10 protein-coding genes are annotated in these 20,003 nt (G+C 73.7%); 4 read left to right on the forward strand and 6 right to left on the reverse strand.

The window, feature by feature from the left end:
- Window position 1: 1 nt before the first annotated feature.
- The 6 genes from Q7L73_RS04225 to Q7L73_RS04250 are packed head-to-tail and all read right to left on the reverse strand — an operon-like array spanning window position 2 to window position 15,747.
- Window positions 2–1,834 (reverse strand): hypothetical protein, encoded by a 1,833-nt coding sequence (locus tag Q7L73_RS04225; RefSeq protein WP_304689538.1) that lies wholly within the window; start codon window positions 1,832–1,834, stop codon window positions 2–4.
- Window positions 1,827–7,427 carry a hypothetical protein gene (locus Q7L73_RS04230; RefSeq protein WP_304689536.1) on the reverse strand — a complete coding sequence of 1,867 codons (5,601 nt, stop codon included), beginning with the start codon at window positions 7,425–7,427 and terminating at the stop codon, window positions 1,827–1,829. The genes Q7L73_RS04225 and Q7L73_RS04230 overlap by 8 nt, the downstream gene beginning before the upstream one ends.
- The gene (locus Q7L73_RS04235) at window positions 7,424–10,582 is read right to left on the reverse strand and encodes a hypothetical protein (protein ID WP_304689534.1); all 3,159 of its coding nucleotides are present in this window, start codon (window positions 10,580–10,582) and stop codon (window positions 7,424–7,426) included. The genes Q7L73_RS04230 and Q7L73_RS04235 overlap by 4 nt, the downstream gene beginning before the upstream one ends.
- Complete coding sequence (locus Q7L73_RS04240; protein ID WP_304689532.1) at window positions 10,579–14,061, reverse strand: DUF6603 domain-containing protein; 3,483 nt, start codon at window positions 14,059–14,061, stop codon at window positions 10,579–10,581. Before Q7L73_RS04240 ends, Q7L73_RS04235 begins: the two co-directional genes overlap by 4 nt.
- 1 nt (window position 14,062) lies before the next feature.
- Window positions 14,063–15,388, reverse strand: coding sequence for a tyrosinase family protein (locus Q7L73_RS04245; protein WP_304689529.1), 1,326 nt, complete (start codon window positions 15,386–15,388; stop codon window positions 14,063–14,065).
- Window positions 15,388–15,747 (reverse strand): hypothetical protein, encoded by a 360-nt coding sequence (locus Q7L73_RS04250; protein ID WP_304689525.1) that lies wholly within the window; start codon window positions 15,745–15,747, stop codon window positions 15,388–15,390. Before Q7L73_RS04250 ends, Q7L73_RS04245 begins: the two co-directional genes overlap by 1 nt.
- 134 nt (window positions 15,748–15,881) lie before the next feature.
- On the opposite strand from Q7L73_RS04250, the gene Q7L73_RS04255 reads away from it, so the two are divergent.
- The 4 genes from Q7L73_RS04255 to Q7L73_RS04270 all read left to right on the forward strand — a co-directional run bounded on the left by Q7L73_RS04255 (window position 15,882) and on the right by Q7L73_RS04270 (window position 19,989).
- Entirely contained in the window at window positions 15,882–16,490 is a 609-nt protein-coding gene (locus tag Q7L73_RS04255; RefSeq protein WP_304689522.1) for a DUF1326 domain-containing protein, read from the forward strand.
- Window positions 16,491–16,496: 6 nt separating this feature from the next.
- Entirely contained in the window at window positions 16,497–17,255 is a 759-nt protein-coding gene (locus tag Q7L73_RS04260; protein ID WP_304689520.1) for a DUF2182 domain-containing protein, read from the forward strand.
- A 90-nt stretch (window positions 17,256–17,345) separates the two neighbouring features.
- A complete protein-coding gene (locus tag Q7L73_RS04265; RefSeq protein ID WP_304689519.1) occupies window positions 17,346–19,349 on the forward strand; it encodes an NAD-binding protein in 2,004 nt (667 codons plus the stop codon).
- Window positions 19,350–19,425: 76 nt separating this feature from the next.
- Window positions 19,426–19,989, forward strand: a complete 564-nt coding sequence (locus Q7L73_RS04270; RefSeq protein ID WP_304689516.1) for a TetR/AcrR family transcriptional regulator — start codon at window positions 19,426–19,428, stop codon at window positions 19,987–19,989.
- The last annotated feature ends 14 nt before the right edge of the window (window positions 19,990–20,003 follow it).

Raw genomic sequence — 20,003 nt, forward strand, 5'->3', positions numbered from 1 at the left:
CTCATTCCGGCGGCACGTCGGCGGCCTGGTCGAACGCCAGGCCGCTGCCGCCGGAGAGCCGGCCGGTGCCCTTGCGGGCGCCGACCCAGAGGAAGACCGAGCCGTCGCGCCAGCGCGTCCGCTGCCACGCCTGCGTGACGCGCGCCCCGGCGCGCGGCACCTCCTCCTCGGCGAGGTGGTAGGGCGCTCTTCTGGCCTCGTCGAGCCCCGGTCGCATCAGCGCCGTGCGCGGCCGCACGATCCCGGTCGGTCTGACTCTGTCGCCGTCGATGAAGCGCGGCAGGGCGGAGCGCTGCAGCTGGATCTCGCGGTCGCTGCCGGGCACGTGCACCGGCATCAGCGGGATCCACTGCTCGGGGATCCGCGTCATCGCCTCGTAGCGCGATCTGGCCTCGTTGTCGAACGGCAGGGGCGCCGCGGGCGCGCCGCGCAGGCGCTCGAACCAGGCGCGCGTCTCCAGCCCGACCTCGGCGCCGGGGCGGCTGGCGCCGTCGGCCAGCGGGACCGTCTGCTCGACCGCCCACGCCATGTTCGCCATCTCGTCGTGGACGAGCAGCAGCTCCTCGAACGGCGCGCTCTCCTGCGCCTTCGGCACCGTCGGCAACAGCAGCAGCGAGCGGTCGGCGGCGCTGTCGTCGATGCCTCTGCGGTTGAGCGTGAAGAGCGACCAGCGCTGCCAGTCGTCGTCTCTGCCGCTGCCCGCCGGCTCGACCCAGGTGCGCTCGCCGAAGACGTTCGTGACCGCCAGCCCGCGCACCGTCGCGACCGAGCCGGCCGGCAGCGTGCACGGCAGCAGGAACCAGTCGTTGGAGAAGACGAGCGCGAACTCCAGGTGGAGCAGCTTCGCGACGTCGGTCGTCGCGGCATCGACCTGGCCGAGGTTGGTGCGGCGGTCCTCGAACGCCCACCAGCGCGCGTTCGGCATCCCGTCGAAGGCGACCGGCGACGGCAGCGCGCTGGAGGTGGTCGCCTGCGGCAGCTCGGGCGGGTTCTCGCCGTGCGGGTCGAGCGTCGCCGCGGCCGGGTCGACGTCGAGCGAGTACCAGTCGAGGTGCCCGCCGACGTACTCCTCGGCGCTCAGCACCTTCTCGCCCTCGCCGGTCGGCGCCGAGCAGGCGAATCTGTACTCCATCCGCGGCGGCTCCCAGGCGTCCTGGTCGAGCGGCTCGGCGAACTGCCGCGCCGCCCACGCCAGCAGTCTCAGCCCCGCCGCGTCGAGCGCGGCGCCGTCGCCGGGGTCGAGCAGCGCGATCCCCTCCGACGCTCTGTGCGACGAGGTCGCGCGCAGCCACCGCAGCAGCTCGCCGCCGTCGAGCGCGCGGCCCGCGACGGCGGCGTACGCCTGCCACGTCTCCGGATGGGCGGCGCGGTCGGCGTCGGCCTCCGCCGCCGGGTCGGGCTCTCTGATCGGATAGGCGTCGAGGTAGGCCTGGCGGTAGTCGCCGATCGGCGCGATCTGGCGCAGCCACCAGCGGCCGATCGCAAGCCGCACGTCGAGGCTCATCCGCGCCGGCCGCCGCTCGACGGTCGTCTCCAGCGGCGTCGCGTCGTCGAACGGCTCCGGCTCCGCGTCGCCGGGGCGGTAGCGCGTCAGCCGCGTGCGCTCGACGTGCAGCTTCGCCTGCACCGGCGAGCCGGCGTCCTCGCCATGGAACTCGCCGAGCTGCCACTGGCGCGCGAGGAACCAGAGGCCGTCGCGGACCTCGGCCCGCAGCGCGTCGTCGAAGGCGACCGTGCGCGGCCGCCCCTCCAGCCGGTTCCAGACGGTGATCGAGGGGAACCGCCGCGCCTTCAGCGCCTCGGCGAGGTCCTTCACGGGCAGGACGTCAGACATCTCCAGCCGCCTTTGCCGCCAGCTCGCTGACCTTCGGGTTGTTAAGCGCCAGCGCGAGCCCGATCGAGAGCCCGCGCAGCGTCGTCGCCGAGACCGTCGCGGGCAGGAGGCGGGCGTACGGGGTCGCATCGACGTGGACCGGCTCGACCGCCCGCTTTCTCGCCATCGCGAGCGTGTCGTCGAGCGCGCCGACGACGTCGGCCCAGACCCACGCCCCGGTCCGCGCCGTCGGCAGCACCAGCAGCAGCGTCTGCGGCGGCTCGGAGTTGGGCCGGTCGAAGTGGGTCGCGATCGCCGTCTCCTGCGTCTCCGCCGGGATCACCTCGGTCCACTCGTCGAGCAGCAGCCCGCAGCGACGCGCGGCCGGGTCGAAGCCGGGCGGCAGCTGGGCGCTGTAGAGCAGCCGGTCGCGATCGAGCGCGGCATCCGGTGGGAAGCCGAGCGCGAGCCAGTGGTCGCCCGGCACGTAGGGCAGCTGCAGCGGCGTCAGACGCGGCTCGGCGAGCCCGAAGGCGTCGGCCTGCAGGGCGACCTGCTCCCATGCCCGCGCCTGCTCGCGCACGCGCGCGACGCCGGTCAGCCACTCGTCGAGCGGCTGCTCGACGCCGAGCACGTCGGTCAGGTGTCTCGTCAGCGAGCCGTCGGCGGCGGCGATCGCGTTCGCGGTCTCGGCCGCGGCGGCCGGCGCGACGCCGGCGTCGGGGATCACGACGAAGCCGTCGCCGAAGATCGCCTGTGCCGCCCGCGTCGTCGCCTCCACGCGCGCGGTCGCGGTCGTCGCGGCGGTCTCGTCGGCAAGCGCCGCCTGCGCCGCAGCGGCGCGCCGCTGCGTCTCGGCCAGCACGACCGCGACGGCGGCGCGCAGGTCGCCGAGCAGCGTCGCGACGGCCGCCTGCTCGGGCGCGAGCTCGAACGGCTCCAGGTCGACGTCGCCGAACGGCAGCAGTCTCGCGGTCGCGGCCAGCAGCGCGGTGACGGTCGCGGGCGGTCTGCCGACGAGCGCCGCCAGCGCCGCGCGCCGGGTCGCGAACGCTCTGCGGCGGCCGGCGAGCCCGCTGCGGAGAGTCCCGAGGTCGCCCGGATCGACCGTCACGTCGGGCGCGACGGAGACCTCGGCGCGGCGCAGCAGGCTGAGGCGCGTGTCGCGCTGGACCGCGGCCGGGTCGAGCGCGGCCTCGTCGTCCAGCAGCTGGTCGAAGTCGGCCAGCTTCAGCTCCCACGTCGCCAGCCGCTCGCCCAGCCGCGCCAGCAGCCCGGCGGCGAGGTCGCGGCGCTGCGCGTAGGCGAAGCCCCAGCCGGTCTGCGGGATGCCGTGCAGCGCGGCGCGGCCGAACAGCGCGGCGACGGCGTCGACCGTTCTGTCGAGCGGCGCTGCGAGCAGGTCCGCGGGCGAGCCGGCGAGCAGCGCGTCGACGGCCGCGGCCGTTCTCATCAGGTCTCTCGCGAGCGTGCTCAGGCCGCCGAGCGCGGCCGCGACCGGCGCCGGGTCGCACGCGAGGTCGGCGTCGCCGCTCTGCGTCGCGTCGTCGGGCGGCAGCCAGTCGCCGCCGCGCAGCGGGCGGGCACGGCCGACGAGCGAGCGCAGCTGCCGCACCGGCGCCGCCAGCTCGAAGACGCGCAGCGCGCCGCCGGCCGCGTCGAGGTAGCCGATCTGCGGCAGCACGTCGAGCGGGACCGGCTGGGTCGCGAGCACGTGCGCGAGCACGCGGTCGTCGAGCTCGGCCATCTGCTGGGTGCCGTCGGCGTGCAGGACCGTCAGCAGGTCCAGCGGCCGCAGGCCCAGCTCGGCGAGCGTCACGCTCGCCTCACCGGCGACGGCGCCGGGATCGGCGGCGCGCGGGTCCTTCCATGTGGCGTGGACGGCGACGCCGGCGAGCTCGGGCAGGACCGTCTCCAGCCAGCGGTCGAGCCGCGGCTCGGTCGCCGCGCGCGGGGTCGCGTCCGCGGCCGCCGTCGCCGCCGGGTCGAGCTGAAGCGCGAGCCGGTGCGTCAGCGCGGTGCCGGGACGCGGCGTGCGGACGACCTCGGGATCGGGCGGGTAGCCGCCGGTCTGGAGCGCGTCGAGCGCGGCGGCGCCGGCGTCGTAGCGGGCCTGCGTCGCCTGGTGGACGCTCTCGGCCAGCAGCAGGTCGCCGATCGCGTCGTTGACGTCGCGCAGCCGCTGCACCTCGGCCTCGATCGCGGTCCGCTCGGCGGGCGTCGCGTCGGCCGGCAGCACGCTCGCTCTGCCGAACGGATAGGCCGCCAGGCTCGCGTCGGACTCGACGTGCTCGACCAGCCGCAGCCCGTCGGCGACGTTGCGCGCCGCGACCAGCTGGGCGGCGGTGTCGTCGTCGCCGGCTCTGGTCGAGGCGATGCGGTTGGCGACGAGCGGGAAGGCGGTCCGCAGCGGCAGGATGAAGCGGTCCAGCTCCAGCCCCGGGTGGCCGTCGTGGAGGCCGCGCTCGAGCCGGTAGCCGAGCAGCGCGCCGAGCCGCTGGCCGTTGCGCATCCCCTCCAGCGTCGCGAGCGCGAGCCGCACCCGCTCGGAGGAGAGGTTGACCGCGAGCGGCTCCGCGTTGCCGTGCTCGGCGTTCGCAAGGTAGCCGGCGCGCAGCACCGCCGCCGTCACCGCCTGGTCGTTGGAGGGCGCGTGGACGTAGCCGCCGTTGGCCGAGTCGCGCTCCAGCAGCGGATCGCCAGCTCTCTGGAAGATCTCCGCCAGCTCGGCCGGCAGCGGCTCGACCGCGGTCCGTCTGCCGAGCGAGGGGCGGACGTCGAGCAGCCAGCCGAAGGCGCCGAGGTGGACGCCCTCCGGCTGCTCGTCGCGCATCCGCTGCAGCTTCGCCGCCAGCCAGCCGGTGCGCCAGGCGTCGAAGCGGTAGGAGCAGCTGTCGACGTGCTCGGCCAGCAGCCGCTCCAGCCGCGCCGTCGGCGTCGTCGCCAGCCGCTGGAGCGCGTCGAGCTGCTCGGCCAGCAGCTCCGCCTCGGGCGCGGCGCCGATCCGCTTCGCGATCGCCTCCGCGACGGTCAGCCCGGGATCGCCGGTGACGGCGGCGTCCTGCTTGAACAGCGGCGTCCAGCGGCTCTCGCTCTCGGGCACGGCCGCGACGTGCAGGAACGGCGGCTCGCGCCGCAGCGTGGCGATCGCCGCTGGCGACAGGCCGGCCGCTCTGTGCAGGCGCACGCCGGCGTCGGCGTAGCCGAGCAGCAGCGCGTGGCGCAGCAGCAGGTAGAGCAGCACGGTCGGCGGGCGCCCGTCGACGAAGCCCTCCTGGCGCCGTACCGTCTCGAGCCCGTCGCGGCCGGCGCGCGCGAGCCAGCCGAGGTAGTTGTCGCCGTCGTCGCGCCAGGCCCGCACCGGCTCGTCCTCCGAGCGCGGCCGGTCGTCGACGAGGTCGCCGAGCAGTCTCCCCTGTCTGCCGAGGAAGTAGCGGTCGAGGATCACCGGCCGCTGCTTGTTGGGCGCCAGCCCGAGCTGCTCCAGCAGCTGCTGCGCGGGCTGGTCGAGCGCCGCTCTCAGCAGCAGCTGCAGCAGCAGCCCGAAGAAGCCGAAGAGACCGGCGAGGTTGGCGAGGTGGTCGAGGCTCTGGGCGTAGCGGTAGTGGAACTCGGCCGAGGCCGGATGGAGGCCGAGCACGTTCAGCAGCGCCTGCTCGACGTCGGCGCCGGGCGCGCCGAGCGAGGTGACCTGCTGCGACAGCTGCGTCCAGTCGCCGTCGACCCGCTGCAGCAGGGTCAGCAGCCGCGCGAGGAAGGCGTCGTCGAAGCCGGCGCCCTTCGGCGCGACGCCGTCGCCGCTGCGCTTCATCCGCGCGAACGCGATCGCGGGGACGATCCCGTACGACTGCTGCCCGATCCGCAGCGCCGGCAGCGGCCCGCGGCCGCTGACGTGGCTGCTGAAGAAGGCGCGCGTCTGGTCGATCGCCGTCTCGCTCGCGAGCGGCTCCATCAGCGTGTCGAGGAAGTAGCCGAGCGTCGCCGGCCACAGCGCGGCGTTGAAGGCGCGCGCCTCCAGCTGGTCGCTGCCGTGCGCGCCGGGGACGACGTTCAGCAGCTGCGGGTCGATCCCGAGGCCGTCGGCGAGCCAGCGGCCGTCGGGCCGCTCCAGCGGCGGCGGGGCGGGGTCGCCGAGCGCGCCGAGGTCGGCCGGCGCGCGCAGCTCGTCGAAGGCTGCGTCGGCCTCCTGCGCCTTCGTGAAGCCGGCGCCGTCTCTCTCGGTGTTGTTGGTCGGCGTCCCCTGCGCCAGCAGCGCCAGCCCGCTGCGGCTGTCGCGCTGGTGGGCGAGCAGCTCCTCCAGCCGCAGGCGGCTGTCCTTCTGCCCGTCGCCGAGCCGCACGCCGACGACGGTGACGCGGTCGGCGCCGGCCTTCCACTGGGCCTCGGTCAGCGTGATCCGGAAGCCCATCCCGTCCTTGATCGCACGCTCGAAGTCGACCGTCCAACGCAGCTCGTCGGCGACCTCCAGCTCGCCGTCGGCCGGCTGCAGCTGCGGGTCGGCGGCGCTCGGGTCGGGGCCGACCTGAAGCGGTGAGGGGATCGGCTCGCCGAGCTGCTCGACGCGCACGCCGCCGCTCTCGACGACGCACAGCAGCCGCTCCGGCAGCAGCCGCACGACCGGCGGGCGGCTCCACGAGCGCGAGCGCGTGACCGCCGCGGCCGGGAAGCTGACGACGGCCGTCGTGACGTTCGCGTCGGGGCGCTCGACGCCCGCCGGCGGGCGGTCGTCGAAGCCGAGCGGGCGGCTCGCCGCCCACAGCTCCGCGGCGGCCTGCTCGTCGCCTCCGAGCGCGTCGGCGAGCGCCTTCAGCGCGCTCGCCTCGGCGGCGCCGTCGCCGCCGTCGCGCCACGCCTGCTCCCACAGCTTCGCGAGCGTCGCGGCGGTCGGCGCGGCGAGGCCCTGCTCGGCCGGGATCGCGAGCACGAGCGTGCCGGCCGGCTGCGGGCCCGGCCGATCGCCGGGGTTGAGCGGCGCCTGCTGCTCGCGCAGCCAGCGCGAGCGGCCGACGCCGTGGCTGGCGACGAGGTTGCGCCAGGCGGCCCGCTCGCCGCCCTCCTCCCCGCTGCGCCACAGCGCCTGCCAGTAGCGGCGGGCGCTCTCCAGCTCGGTCAGCGACGGCTCCGGCTCGAAGCTGTCGACGAGGCAGCTGTCGGGGAAGACGCGCACCCACAGCTCCCAGCTGGTTCTGAAGGCCGGCAGGCCGATCCCGCCGCCGGGGAGTCTCGGGCGTCGTCTCAGCAGCGTCGCGCGCTGCTTGAAGCGCGTCTCCAGCCGCAGCGGGAACAGCAGCAGCGGCAGCTCGTCGCTCAGCTCGGCGACGCCCGTGCGCGGGTCGGAGACGGGCGCGAACTCGGCCAGCCGCTGGCGCAGCGCGTCGCGCGCGGCGAGGCGCGCGTCCTGCGCCTTCGCCGCCGCCGTCGCGGCCGACTTGGCGGCGCGCGTGAGCTTCGTGCGGACGTCGTCCCTGCCGGCGGCGCCGCGGCGCAGGTAGGCGGCGAGGCGCGTCTGCGCGGCGGTCGCGCGCTCGCGGGCGCGCACGAGCGCGGCGGCGGCCGCGTCGTCGTCGGCGCGGGCGGCGACGTAGGCGTCGCGCAGGTCGGTGAACTCGCTCACGCGGCTCTCGCTCTCAGCATCTCGGCGGCGTGGATCGCGACCATCACCGGGGCCTGGTAGAGCACGTAGGCCCAGCGCGCGGCGCTCGTCGCCGCGGCGTTGACGTCGACGTCCTCGATCGCCTGATCTCTCTTCTCGACGTCGCCGGGCCCCAGCGGCGCCAGCGCGACCGGCGCGAACGCCGACGCCGGCAGGTGTCTGCCCGCGACGACGGCGGGCGCGTCGGACCAGGCGAGGTCGTTGAAGGTCTGCACGCTGCCCTCGTCGCGTTCGATGTCGAGCCCGAAGCGCGGCTCGCCCGGCCGCTCCTTGATGACGAAGAACCAGCCGGCGTCGGCTCTCGCGTCGCTGCCGGGGTCGCCGCCCTTCGCGGCTCTGATCGTGAGGTCGAAGCCGATGAAGGTGATGTCGGGCTCGACCTTCGCCTCATACAGCGGCGTCAGCACCTTCGCGGGCGGCGGTCTCGCCTCCTCGGCGGCCGACAGGGTCGCCAGCACGCGCTCCTGGCCCGGGTCTGTTCTGCCGTCTCTTCTGAGCTGCCAGTCGGCCTTGTGGGCATATATGACGGCGTTCGGATAGCGCTTCAGCAGCTCGCCGCGGATCAGCATCACGGCCTCCTCCTCGGCCGCTCCGCCGCTCTCACGGTTGTCGTGGTCGCCGAGCCGCGATCTGCGCGACCAGAGATGCAGCTTGGGGATGTCGTAGAGCAGCTCGCGACGCTGGTCGGCGGTCAATCTCGGATCGGTCAGCGCGCCGCTGGCATCCCAGAACTGGCGGAAGACGCTGCCGCGCTGGTCGGTCGGGTACTCGCGCCACAGCAGCTCGCGCGCCATCTCGTGGTTGAGGCCGACCATGTAGGCCTCGATGAAGACCTGATGGGTCTCCAGCAGCGTGACGCTGTTCTGCTCGACGAGGCCGATGTTGGGCAGGAACAGGTCGCTGGACCGTCTCACCAGCGGCTCGTACATCGGCAGGTCGATGCGCGGATAGGCCATCGCCTCCTGGAATGCCTCGTCCAGCTCGGCCTCGATCCGTCTCGGGAAGCGGACGCGATGACGGACTCGTCTCGGGATCGTGACGGCCGGGTCGAGCGCGTCGACCAGCACCCCGACGGTGCCGCCGACGCCGAGCGGCCCGCGCGGCTGCTCCTGCGACGCCTCGTCGCTGGCCCACACGAGGATCGCCACGTCGTCGTGGCCGTCCTTCGTTCTTCTCGCGATCCCGCCGCCGTCGCCGCGCGGACGGCCGTCGGGATCGCGCGGGTCGCGCAGCACGTAGTCCTTCGGCTCCGGCAGCTTCTTCGCGACCCCCGGCTTGAGGCTGTCCTGGCCGAGGTACGGCGCCGCCGGCTTGCCCTTCGGATCCTTCGCCAGCACGTCCGCGACCGCGTCCGTCGTGACCACGCCGGGCGGCGTCTGCTTCGGTGGCGCGGCGGCGATCTCGCCCTTGTCGACCCGCTCCAGCAGCGCCGTCGGCCGCGGCTGCGTGCCGGCGCGGGCGGCGGCGGCGCGCACGAGCGGGCCGTGCGGGCGCAGCGCCCGCCGCAGCGGCGCCGAGGTCAGGACCGGCGGCAGCATGCTGCCCTCGCGGCGGTGGCGGACGGTCGCGCCGTCGTCGAGCACGCGCGCGTGGACAGGCGCGGTCAGCGCCAGCGCGCGCCCCGGCTCGGCGGCCGCGAGCGCCTGCAGCGAGCGACGGTGGAGCGCGCTCGCGGCCAGCTTCGCCAGCTGCGCGCGGCGGATCGCGGCGTTGGCGGCGAGCACGTCGCCGAGCTGTCTCCAGGCGGCGTCCATGTAGGACTCCTGGTTGGCCTGCACGACGCTCGTGCCGAAGCCGGCCGTGACGCGATGGCGCGGGTCGAGGTTGAGGTCGGAGACCCAGTTCTCCGGCGGTCTCGTCGGCGTCCCGTCGCGCTCGCTCAGCAGCCGCTGCTGGAGCGCGTGCCAGCGGCCGTAGAGCGGCATCGTCACGACCGGGTCCTCGGACTCCCACTCGCTCACGCCGGCGGCCGCGTTGGCGTCGGCGACCGGCAGGTGGGCGTAGTCGTCGGCGAGGTTGACGGCGTCGGCCATCGCCGTCTGGAACGGGTGCGGCGGTCTGCCCTCGCTGCTGGCCCAGGCGTCGTAGGCTCTGCGCGCCGCGACCTCGGCCGGCGTCAGCGACTCGTCCGGGATCCGCAGCGCGCCGCCGAGCTGCAGCAGCCCGTTCAGTCTCGGCGTCAGCACGCCCGGCAGGCCGGAGCCGGGGCGCTGCACGTCGAGCGGGCGCACGCCGACGCGCGGGTCGATCGGCTTCGGCTGCAGCAGCCGCACGAGCGACTCGAAGTCCTGCGCCTCGCCGGTGCGGAAGTGCCAGCGGTGGTAGACCGGCAGCAGCTCCGGCAGCGGCCGTGCTCTGTAGTCCTCCCACGCGGAGGCGGTCGCGTACGGGGCGGTCGCCGGGTCGAGCCCGAGCCCGGCCAGCCGGCCGCTCTCGAAGACCGGCACGACGAAGGCGTCGTAGGCGACGTTCGGCGCCAGCCGCCGCGGGCAGACGATCCGCGAGCAGGCGAGGTCGGGATTGGCGGTCAGCGCCGCGCTCAGCCGCGGCAGCACCGCGCCCATGTCGGTCGAGCGCATCTCTCTCGCGTTCGCCGCCAGGTCGCGGTTGACGTGCACGTGCGCCCACGCCCACAGCTCGCCGGCGGGCGGCAGCGCGCTGCCGTCGAGCACCGCGATCGCCGGCAGCGGCGCGTCCCGCACGGCGCGCTCCTCGAACTCGCCGGCCGCCAGCACGACGAGCGCGATCCACGGCCGCAGCCGCAGTCTGCTGGCGTCCGGCGCGGTCGGCGTGTAGCGCCACGGCAGGTCCTCGTCGTAGAACTCGACGTGCGGCAGGTAGTTGGGCTCGTAGGCGGTCACCTGCCCGCGCGGCTCGACGCGCACGATCGCGCGCGGGTCGAGGCCGACGACGTCGCCGGGGCCGAAGATCTCGACGTCGCGTCTGACCGGCACGGTGGCGATCCCGCCGCCGACCTTCTCACCGCTCAGCGCCAGCTCGACGGCGACGGTCGCGCGCGCGGTTCTGACGCCTCTGTCGAAGTCGGCGCCGGCGACCGTGTTGGCGATCCCGTGGCGCAGCCAGGGCAGGAACGAGTAGACGCCGAGATCGGTCATGCCGCCACCTCGAAGGCCGGGATCACGTGGACGGACGCGTTCGGCTCCGCGGCCAGGTGCGCGGTCATGAAGTCCTGCGCCTGCGCCTCGCTGGCGAAGCTCGCCACGGCGCTGTTGTCGGCCTGCGCGGCGACCGCCCAGCCCTCCTGCGCGACGCTGACCTTCTCGTCCGGGGCGAACGGGTCGTGCTGGTCCTTGAGCGCCTGCGACAGCGGCGAGCGGGCGACCGCGCAGCCGCCGAGGAAGTGGCTGAAGAGCGCGACCGGGAAGGCGTGGAAGCGGAAGCGGCGGCCCTTGTAGGCGGTGTCGATCGTCGACAGCTCGTAGCGGTTGACGCGCTTGACGAGCGCGCCGGAGGCGATCGCCTGCCCGGCCGGCGTCAGCTCGATCCCGCCGTGCTGGCGCTCGAAGGCCGGCTTGCCGAGCTTCTCGGCGTCGCCCATGTCGCGGTACTGCGCCGGCGCGAACTGCTCGTCGACGTCGCCGCGCTTGGCCAGCCCGCTGCCGGCGCCGAGCGAGAAGCGCCGCGCGTCGGCCGCTCTGCGGTTGCCGACCTTGTCGATCTGGAGGTCGAGCGGGACGGCCCGCTGCGTCACCTGCAGCGCGCCGAGCGGGTGCAGCACGAGCGCGTCGGCGGCGGCTCTGCCGGGGTCGAGTCTGCGCAGCGAGACGAGCAGGTTGCTGGGCGCCGGCGGCAGCGCCTTCCAGCCCTCCGCCTTCTGCAGCTCGGCGGCCAGCAGCGGCAGCACGTCGACCGGCTCCAGCTGGGTGTCGCGCGCCTCGCCCCAGGTGATGTCGAAGTCGACGTCTATGTCGAAGAAGAGGATCGATATCGAGCCGGTGCCGCGCGCCCGCCAGGGCGTCGGCCCCTCCAGCGACATCCGCACGCTGATGCTGAACAGCCCTATCCCGAAGACCTTCACCGAGAACGACGCCGACACCTCGATGATGAAGTGGAAGGGCGAGAACTGGAACAGCGCGTCGAAGCCGATCTGGCCCTGCACGTTGAGGGCCGAGAAGCCGAAGAACAGCTCCGCGCGGGCGCCGAACTGGACCGTGTTGGAGGTGACGGCGAAGTAGCCCTCGACGCGGATCCGCGCTATGTCGGTGTTGATGATGTTGACCGCGATCCGTCTCGGGATCGGGACCGGCAGCGGCGGCGGGTCGAAGCGCGGGTGGAAGCCGCCGACGCTGAGCACGAAGGTGGCGTCGTCGCCGAACTGCGCGACGACCGCTATCTCGCCCTCTATCGTCAGGAAGAGGACGCGCGAGTCGAACAGCGAGGCGAAGAAGTAGACGCGCTTCTTGTCGAACTCGATCGCGCCGGCGAAGTTGACCTGGACCACGACGACGGCGATCTGGTCGGCCGGCAGCGCGATCCGCAGGACCCCGATTATCGCGAGGTTGCCGGGGATCTCGATGATGATCCCGAGCGCCAGCGAGACCAGCGTCGGCGTGCCCCAGCCGAGCTTCGCCATCGGGCCGATCAGGAACTTGCCGTTCTCGGGCGGGAACAGCGTGCGCAGGTCGCTGATGATCTTCGGCGCGTTCGCGACGACGTCTCTCGGGAACATGATCGAGTTGATCGCGCCGGTGCGGACCCCCTCCATCAGCGGCTGCAGCCGCATCGTGCGGTTGAGCCCGAGCAGCCCGCCGACGCCGATCAGCGTGAAGCCGAAGCCGAGCTGTATGCCGCTGCCGAACTCGGCCGTGATGATGATCAGCAGCGAGAAGCCTCTCGAGCCGTCCGGCATCTTCGTGTTCAGCAGCCCTATCGCCTTCAGCGACAGGAAGCTGGCGAAGGTCAGCTCCAGCGCGCCGGCGTACTCGCCTCTGTCGTTGTCGAAGAAGAGGTAGCCGCTGCCCTTGACGACGCCGGCGTCGACGGCGAGGCCGATCCCCTTCGGCGGCTTGAAGCCGAGCGCGACGCCGATCGGCCCGAGGTCGCCTCTGCTGTCGCCGAATCTGAGCGTGACGGCGAGCCCGAACTGCTCGACGACGGCCGTCAGCGGGCCGAGCATCGCTCTGCCGGTGACCGCGGCGCCGACCTCGACCCCGCCGCTGCCGGCCTCCAGCGCGAGCGTCAACGTCGAGATCTCGGCCGGGCCGAGGTTGAGGTTGAGCGGGATCGTCCACTCGAAGCCGCCCGAGCCCTCGAAATGGAGGCCGCTCTTGGACGACCACACGACCGCGCCGCCGAGCTCGAAGCGGAGCGGGTTGGAGCCGATCAGCTTGCCGAGGAAGCCGTCCGCGTCGGAGGTCTGGATCACGACCGCGAGCTTCGGCGTCTCGCTCCCCTGCGCCGGCGTGCCGGTGCCGAAGCGGACCGTCAGCTCGGGGTCGGCGAGCTGTCCTCTGACGCCGACGCCGACCTCCGCGCCGCCCGCTTCGAGGCGGAAGCCGCCGGGCTCGCCGACGAGGATGAACGGTCTCGGCGGGCGCGCCGCCAGCCGCACCTCGGCGTCGAGCGAGGCGCTGCCGGCGTCGGCGAACAGCTCCACCCCGCCGGGCCGTATCTCGGCGCCGAGCACGCCGTCGAGGTCGAAGCCGCCGCGCACGACCAGCTGCACGACGCCGTCGCCGGGCGGGCCGCCGCCGGCGATTCTGCCGCTCGCCAGCGGCGTCAGCGCGACGCCCGCCGGCGGCGCTCTCGGCTGGCCTCTGGGCGGGATCGGCGTCAGCGCCAGCCCCAGCTCGGCGGAGGCGGAGCGATCGGCGCTCGACTGCGCCACGAGCGGGATCGCGAGCGTCTCCAGCTCGCCCAGCTGCGGATGCGCGGGGTCGTACCAGCGTCTGCGCAGCGCCTGCGTCAGCGGTGCCTGCCGTGCCGGCACGCGCAGCGAGCGCAGCGTCATGCCGAGGATCTCGTCGAGCCGTCTGTGGTCGAAGCCGCCCGGGTCGCCCCAGCCCCAGACCTCGCGGATCAGTCTGTCGGGCTCGCCGATCACGCGCGGCAGGCGGTCCCAGCGGATCTCCCAGCGCGTGTAGGGGAGGCGGCCGGCGCCGCCCGGTCTGACCGCCGTCACCTCGGCGAGGCCGCTCAGCCGCAGCAGCGCGAAGACGAGCGGCTGGTTGCGCCAGACGTGTCTCAGCAGCAGGCTGTCGGCGAGCGCGGGCGCGAACTCCTGCCAGAAGCCGGCGCCGTTGAAGGGCGCCGGCAGGCCCGCCGTCGGGGGCGCGGCGGAGAGCGCCTGGAAGGCGCCGATCAGTCTCACGAGCGCCTCGCGCAGCGAGTTGATCAGCGCCGGGCTCGGCGTCTGCGCGCCCGACTCCAGCTGCTGCGCGACGGCGAGCGCGGCGTCGAAGGCGGGTCCGATCGCGAAGGCGCCGCGGATCGGGCCGAGCGCGCCGGTCGCCGCTCTGACGTCCCAGCCGTACTCGGCGAAGAACTCCGTCAGCGCCGTCTCGTTCGCGAACGCGCTGTCGATCGGCTCCAGCGCGCAGCGGACTCCGGCGGCGATGTCTGCGAGGCCGGCCATCTCAGGGCGCGACGTTGACGGCGAGGCCGAGCGGGTCGGTGTCGTAGGTGTAGCCGGCCGCTCTGCCGCGGACCGTCACTCTCGTGTGGTCGAGCATGTCTCTCGGCGTGATCCGCTCGGGCGCGGCCAGCCACGGCGACATCGCGTCGTCGAGCCCGTGCGGCCGCGGGCCGATCGCACCGCCCAGCAGCGGCACGGCGATCGGGTAGTTCTGGCCCGGGTGGGTCAGCTGCCACAGCGCCCACAGGCGGTCGATGTTGCAGTGGTGGAGGAAGAAGGCGGGGTCGTTGGGCGAGGTGCCGTACTGCATCGAGCCGCCGACCCAGACGTGCGTGCGGTTGTGCATGCCGGGCGTCGGCATCCCCGGGCCGGCCGTCCAGCCCTCCAGCAGCGCGCGGAAGCTCGCCGTCGAGTTCATGTTCGGACGCGGCAGCGCCGGCCCGCTGACGGCGGTGAGCGTGGTGTCGGTGCCGATCGCCGTCGTGCCGCTCTGCCGCGTCTCGCTGTCCGGTGCGCCGCCGGCGAAGCTGACGTAGACGACGTAGCCGGTGACGGTCGCGCGGGCCGGCGGCGAGCTGACTCTGAGCGCGTCGTTGGCGGCGACGGTGACCGCCGCCGAGGGCGAGGGCCGCGTCTCGCCCTCGGCCGTGATGTAGCTGACCGAGACGCTGTAGGTGCCGGCCGCGAGTCTGCCGCCGGCCGTTCTGACGACCGTCGGCGCCGCCGGCGAGCTGACGCCGAGCAGGCCGCCGCCCGGCTCGCGCCCGTACGGCGGCACGTCGAAGCCCTCGGCTCTGAGCGCGTAGGCGACGGCGACCGCGCGCGGCAGCGTGTCGCCGCCGGGGGTCGCGGCGAAGTCGCGCGCGAGGTCTCTGCCCTGCGGCGTGCCGGTCTGCGGCAGCGTCACCCACTCGCCGGCGCGGAAGGGGCCGGTCGTGACCGGGTCGCCGTTGCCGCCGAGGAAGTCGTCGGCCCACAGCCCGCCGCGCTGGCGGTTGGGCGAGCCGGCGTCGTCGTTGGTCCAGTCCCAGTACGGCAGCGTCAGCGTGCCGGCCGCGCCCGGCGAGGCGGTTCTGTCGGCCGCCTGCAGCGACTGCTCGAAGCGGGCGATGAAGTAGCGGTGCCAGGGGCAGAACGCGGGCCCGCCGTGGGCGGGGTTGACGTTCAGCGAGGCGGCGTCGCCGACGCCGGTCTGGGCCGTGTCGTGCGTTCTGACGTAGTGGTCGTAGCCGTCGTCGCCGGCGACTCTCTTCATCTGCTTGACGGCTCTGATGAAGCGGTCTCTCTCGGCCTGCGTGAGCGTGTTGAGGTTTCTGCGCACCGCCATCAGCCGCGGCTCCCGCGATCGACGATGCGAACCAGCTCGGCGACCGCGTCCTCGACCGAGGCGAACGCCTGGAACGGCAGCGAGTGGGCGTGCAGATCGCCCTCGGGCGTGCGATGGAGGTCGAAGCTGTAGTCGTCGTCGATCTCGATCCGCACGAGCGACGGATCGGCCGCGAGCGCCTCCTCGGCGTCGGCCGGCGCCGCCTCCCGCGCGGTCGGCGCGGGCGTCTCGGCGTGGACGTGGCCGGCCGGCAGCGGGTCGCCGGAGAAGAAGCCGCGGAACGGGCGCAGCGGCTCGTCGCCGCCGGTCACCCGCACGCTGTGCCCCTTGACCTCGAACTCCCGTGAGCCCCCGCTCAAGACCGGTCCCCGTTCCCGCATCGCCGTCGTCGCGGCGGAACCTACGGGCGCCGCACGAGCACTGTCAACCGGAATCCAGACTTTGTCGCGCCAATTAGTTGACCAGAGGCCGAGCGGGCGAGTAGAAAGCGCCCATGGGGTACGAGCTGACGGGGCGGTTCTTCGAGGCGTGCGACTGCGCGGTGCCATGTCCGTGCTGGTTCGAGCAGAACCCGGAGGACGACGAGTGCACGGGCCTGATCGCCTGGCAGATCGAGCGCGGCACGATCAACGGCTTCGACGTCGCCGGCCGCACCGTCGTCAGCCTCTCCCACCACGGCGGGCACCGCAACAGCCCCGAGCACGTCCACCTCGCGCTCGTGCTCGACGACGAGACCGCCGACGGCCAGGTCGGCCCGCTCAGCGAGGCCTTCTCCGGCCAGCTCGGCGGTCCGCTCGGGGAGCTGGCGGCGCTGTTCCCGTCGCCGACGCTGCTGGAGCGCGCGCCGATCTCGTTCACGCGCGACGGCCGCTCGACGCGGCTGCAGGTCGGTCCGCGGGTGCTGATCGAGTCGCGCCTGCTGGTCGGCGCCGCCGAGCGGCCGATCACGATCGGCGACGGCGTCATGTCGAACCTGCTCGGCCCGATCGGCGAGTCCGGCAAGGCGAGCAGATTCGAGCTCGAGCTGCCCGGTCGCGAGCCGATCTCGGGCTTCGCGCGGTCGACGACCAGCGGCCAGTTCCGCTACCGCCACGAGGCCTGAGCGGCGATGGCGGCGCGGCTGCTCGGCCCGCGCGCGCTGACGGCGGCGCTCGCGCTGCTGGCGCTCGTCGCGCTGCTGAGCTGGGGCCTCTCGCCGTACGCGCGCTTCCTGCACCACGAGTACGAGCCGGCCAGCGCCGGCGGCCAGGCGGTCGCGATCGCCTTCTTCCTCACCGGCTGGCTGCTGATGTGCACCGCGATGATGCTGCCGACGACGACGGCGCTCGTGCACGCCTTCGACCGCATGACGCAGGCACGGCCGCTGGCCGAGCGGGCGCGCCTGCGGCTGCTGCTGATCGCGGGCTTCCTCGCCGTCTGGGTCGTCGTCGGCTACCTCTTCCGCGCGCTCGACGTGCTGATCCACGCGACCGTCGACGCCGTCGGCTGGCTCGGCGCCCACGCCGGCATCGTCGCGGCGGTGACGCTCGCGATCGCCGGCGCCTACCAGTTCGCCCCGATCAAGCAGCGCTGCCTGACCGCCTGCCGCTCGCCGCGCGCGCTCCTGACCGGCGGCTGGAGCGGCGCCCGCCCGGTCGCCGACGCGCTGCGGATCGGCGTCGCCTACGGGCGCTCCTGCGTCGGCTGCTGCTGGGCGCTGATGCTGGTGATGTTCGGGCTCGGGATGTCGAACCCGGCGCTGATGCTCGGTCTGGCGGCGCTGATGACGGCAGAGCGGTTCGCGCCAACACGGCTGAGACTGGGTGAGGCCGCCGGTATGGTGCTGCTCGGCGCGTCGGCGATCGTCGCGGTCGGGACGCTGACCTAACGCCGTCAGGCGGATGCTCAAGAATGGTGCCCGCGTGGTCGATGCACGTGGAGCAGAACCCCAGGCCCAGCACCTTCAAAGGACGACCGCATGTCGAGCACCGGACGGCTCGCGCGCCAGCGCACCACCAGAACCTTCGCCGCCGGCGACGCGACCAACCTGCGCGCACCGAGAGCCGGCACGCGCGGTTCCGAGGCGCCGGCGCCGACCCGCGCCCAGCGCATGCGCTACCGCTTCGACGCGACGATGTCGCGCGGGCCGATCGCGCTCGTCGGCTGGCTCGCGCTCGTCACACTGGCGCTGATCGGCCTCGGCGCGATCGTCGCGCTGGTCTTCGGGCTCGTCCCCGACGACGGCCGCCAGAGCTTCATCGGCCAGCTGTTCAGCACGCTGATGCACGCGATGGACCCGGGCACCGTCGCCGGCGACACCGGCGGCTGGCCGTTCCTGCTGCTGATGCTGATCGTGACGCTCGGCGGCCTCTTCATCGTCTCCGCGCTCGTCGGCGTGATCGCGACCGCGCTCGACGAGAAGCTGCTGGACCTGCGCAAGGGCCGCTCGTTCGTCGTCGAGCGCGAGCACACGCTCGTGCTCGGCTGGTCCGACGCCGTCTTCACGATCCTGCCCGAGCTGGCGATCGCGAACGAGAGCGAGAAGGACCCCTCGATCGTGATCCTCGCCGATCGCGACAAGGTCGAGATGGAGGACGCGATCCGCTCGAAGGTGCCCGACCTCAAGGGGACGCGCGTGATCTGCCGCACCGGCTCGCCGATCGACCTCGCCGACGTCGCGATCGCCAACCCGCGCGCGGCGCGCTCGGTGATCGTCCTCTCGCCCGAGTCCGACGATCCCGACGCCGAGGTGATCAAGACGGTGCTGGCGCTGACGCGCGGCCCGCACAAGCGCGCCGACGGCTACCAGATCGTCGCCGAGATCCACGACCCCGCCAACCTCGAAGCGGCCCACCTCGTCGGCGGCGAGCAGGCGGTCTTCATCGACAAGCGCGAGACGATCGCGAAGCTGATCGTGCAGGCCTCGCGCCAGTCGGGCGTCTCGGCCGCCTACGTCGAGCTGCTCGACTTCGACGGCGAGGAGATCTACTTCCGCGACGACCCGGTGCTGGTCGGCGTCAGCTACGGCGACACGCTGCTCGCGTACGAGCAGGCGGCGGTCATCGGCCTCCACCGCGCCTCCGGCGAGATCGTCGTCAACCCGCCGATGGAGCTGGTGCTGGAGGAGGGCGACCGCGTGATCGCGATCGCCGAGGACGACTCGGTGCTGGAGCGAGCGGAGCGCTTCAGCGGCCGCGTCGACACGACCGCGATCGTGCGTGGCGAGCGCCGCCCCGACGCCGCCCAGCGCGTGCTCGTGATCGGCTGGAACGGGCGCACCTGCACGGTCGTCAACGAGCTCGACCACTACGTCGCGCCCGGCTCGCACGTGACCGTGATGGCCGACGCGCCCGGCGTCGAGGAGTCGCTCGAGCGCGGCTGCATGGCGCTCGTCAACCTCTCGATCGAGACGCGCAGCGGCAACACGACCGACCGCGCGACGCTGGAGTCGCTCGACGTCGGCAGCTACGACCACGTGATCGTCATGTGCTACGCCGAGCACCTCGAGCCGCAGCGGGCGGACGCGCGCACGCTCGTGACGCTGCTGCACCTGCGCGACATCGCCGCCAAGCTCGACAGAAGAGTCTCGATCGTCAGCGAGATGCTCGACGACCGCAACCACGAGCTGGCGCAGGTGACCGAGGTCGACGACGTGATCGTCAGCGACAAGGTCCTCAGCCTGCTGCTGTCGCAGATCTCCGAGAACCCGCACCTGGCGGAGGTCTTCCGCACGCTGTTCGACGCCGACGGCTCGGAGCTGTACCTGCGCGAGATGAGCGACTACGTCGAGGTCGGCGCCGAGACGAGCTTCGCGACCGTCGTCGCGGCCGCGCGCGAGCGCGGCGAGAGCGCCGTCGGCCTGCGCCTCGCGGAGCTGGCGAACGACCCCGCCAGCGGCTACGGGATGAAGCTCAACCCGGCCAAGTCGGCGCTGTACGTGCCGGCGCCGGGCGACCAGGTCGTCGTGCTCGCCGAGGATTGAAACACCGCTGGACGGGTGTACGAACGCGGGCGCGCCGCACCGCGCCCGCCGCCGTACGCCGGTAGGCTCGGTGCGCATGTCGTCGCAGGAGCTGTCACCCCGCGCGCGTGAGATCGTCACGGTCGCGCGGGAGCTGTTGGAAACCGAGGGGCCCGAGGGCCTCTCGATGCGCCGGATCGCGGCACGTCTGGGAATCCGCGCGCCCTCGCTCTACGAGCACGTCGCCGACAAGCGCGCGCTCGAGAACCAGATCATCTCGCAGGCCTTCTTCGAGCAGGGCGCGCTGACCGAGCAGGCCGCGGCCGGCGCCCGCGCGGCCGGCGAGGACCCGATAAACGCGATCGGCGTCGCCTACCGCGCCTACGCGATCGCGCACCCGCACGTCTACCGCCTGATGACCGACCACGGGCTCGAGCGCGAGCGGCTCGTGCCCGGTGCCGAGCAGTACGCCGGCGAGGCGCTGCGGCAGGCGGTCGGCGGCGACCTGATGCTCGCGCGCGTGCTGTGGGCCTTCGCCCACGGCATGATCATGCTCGAGCTGAACGACCGCTTCGCCGAGGGCAGCGACGCCGACGCGCTGTGGCAGGCCGGCCTCAGAGCATTGCGTGCGAGCGCAGACGCGTCCGGCTCAGCCGGCTGAGCTGAGCCGCGCGC

The organism is Conexibacter sp. CPCC 205762, from assembly GCF_030646155.1.
Taxonomy (GTDB): Bacteria; Actinomycetota; Thermoleophilia; order Solirubrobacterales; family Solirubrobacteraceae; genus Conexibacter.

Coding starts and splice junctions, on each gene's coding strand:
- Q7L73_RS04225 (WP_304689538.1), bottom strand. CDS start 1,834: ATGTCTGACGTCCTGCCCGTGAAGGACCTCGCCGAGGCGCTGAAGGCG.
- Q7L73_RS04260 (WP_304689520.1), top strand. CDS start 16,497: ATGGCGGCGCGGCTGCTCGGCCCGCGCGCGCTGACGGCGGCGCTCGCG.
- Q7L73_RS04240 (WP_304689532.1), bottom strand. CDS start 14,061: ATGGCCGGCCTCGCAGACATCGCCGCCGGAGTCCGCTGCGCGCTGGAG.
- Q7L73_RS04270 (WP_304689516.1), top strand. CDS start 19,426: ATGTCGTCGCAGGAGCTGTCACCCCGCGCGCGTGAGATCGTCACGGTC.
- Q7L73_RS04265 (WP_304689519.1), top strand. CDS start 17,346: ATGTCGAGCACCGGACGGCTCGCGCGCCAGCGCACCACCAGAACCTTC.
- Q7L73_RS04235 (WP_304689534.1), bottom strand. CDS start 10,582: ATGACCGATCTCGGCGTCTACTCGTTCCTGCCCTGGCTGCGCCACGGG.
- Q7L73_RS04255 (WP_304689522.1), top strand. CDS start 15,882: ATGGGGTACGAGCTGACGGGGCGGTTCTTCGAGGCGTGCGACTGCGCG.
- Q7L73_RS04245 (WP_304689529.1), bottom strand. CDS start 15,388: ATGGCGGTGCGCAGAAACCTCAACACGCTCACGCAGGCCGAGAGAGAC.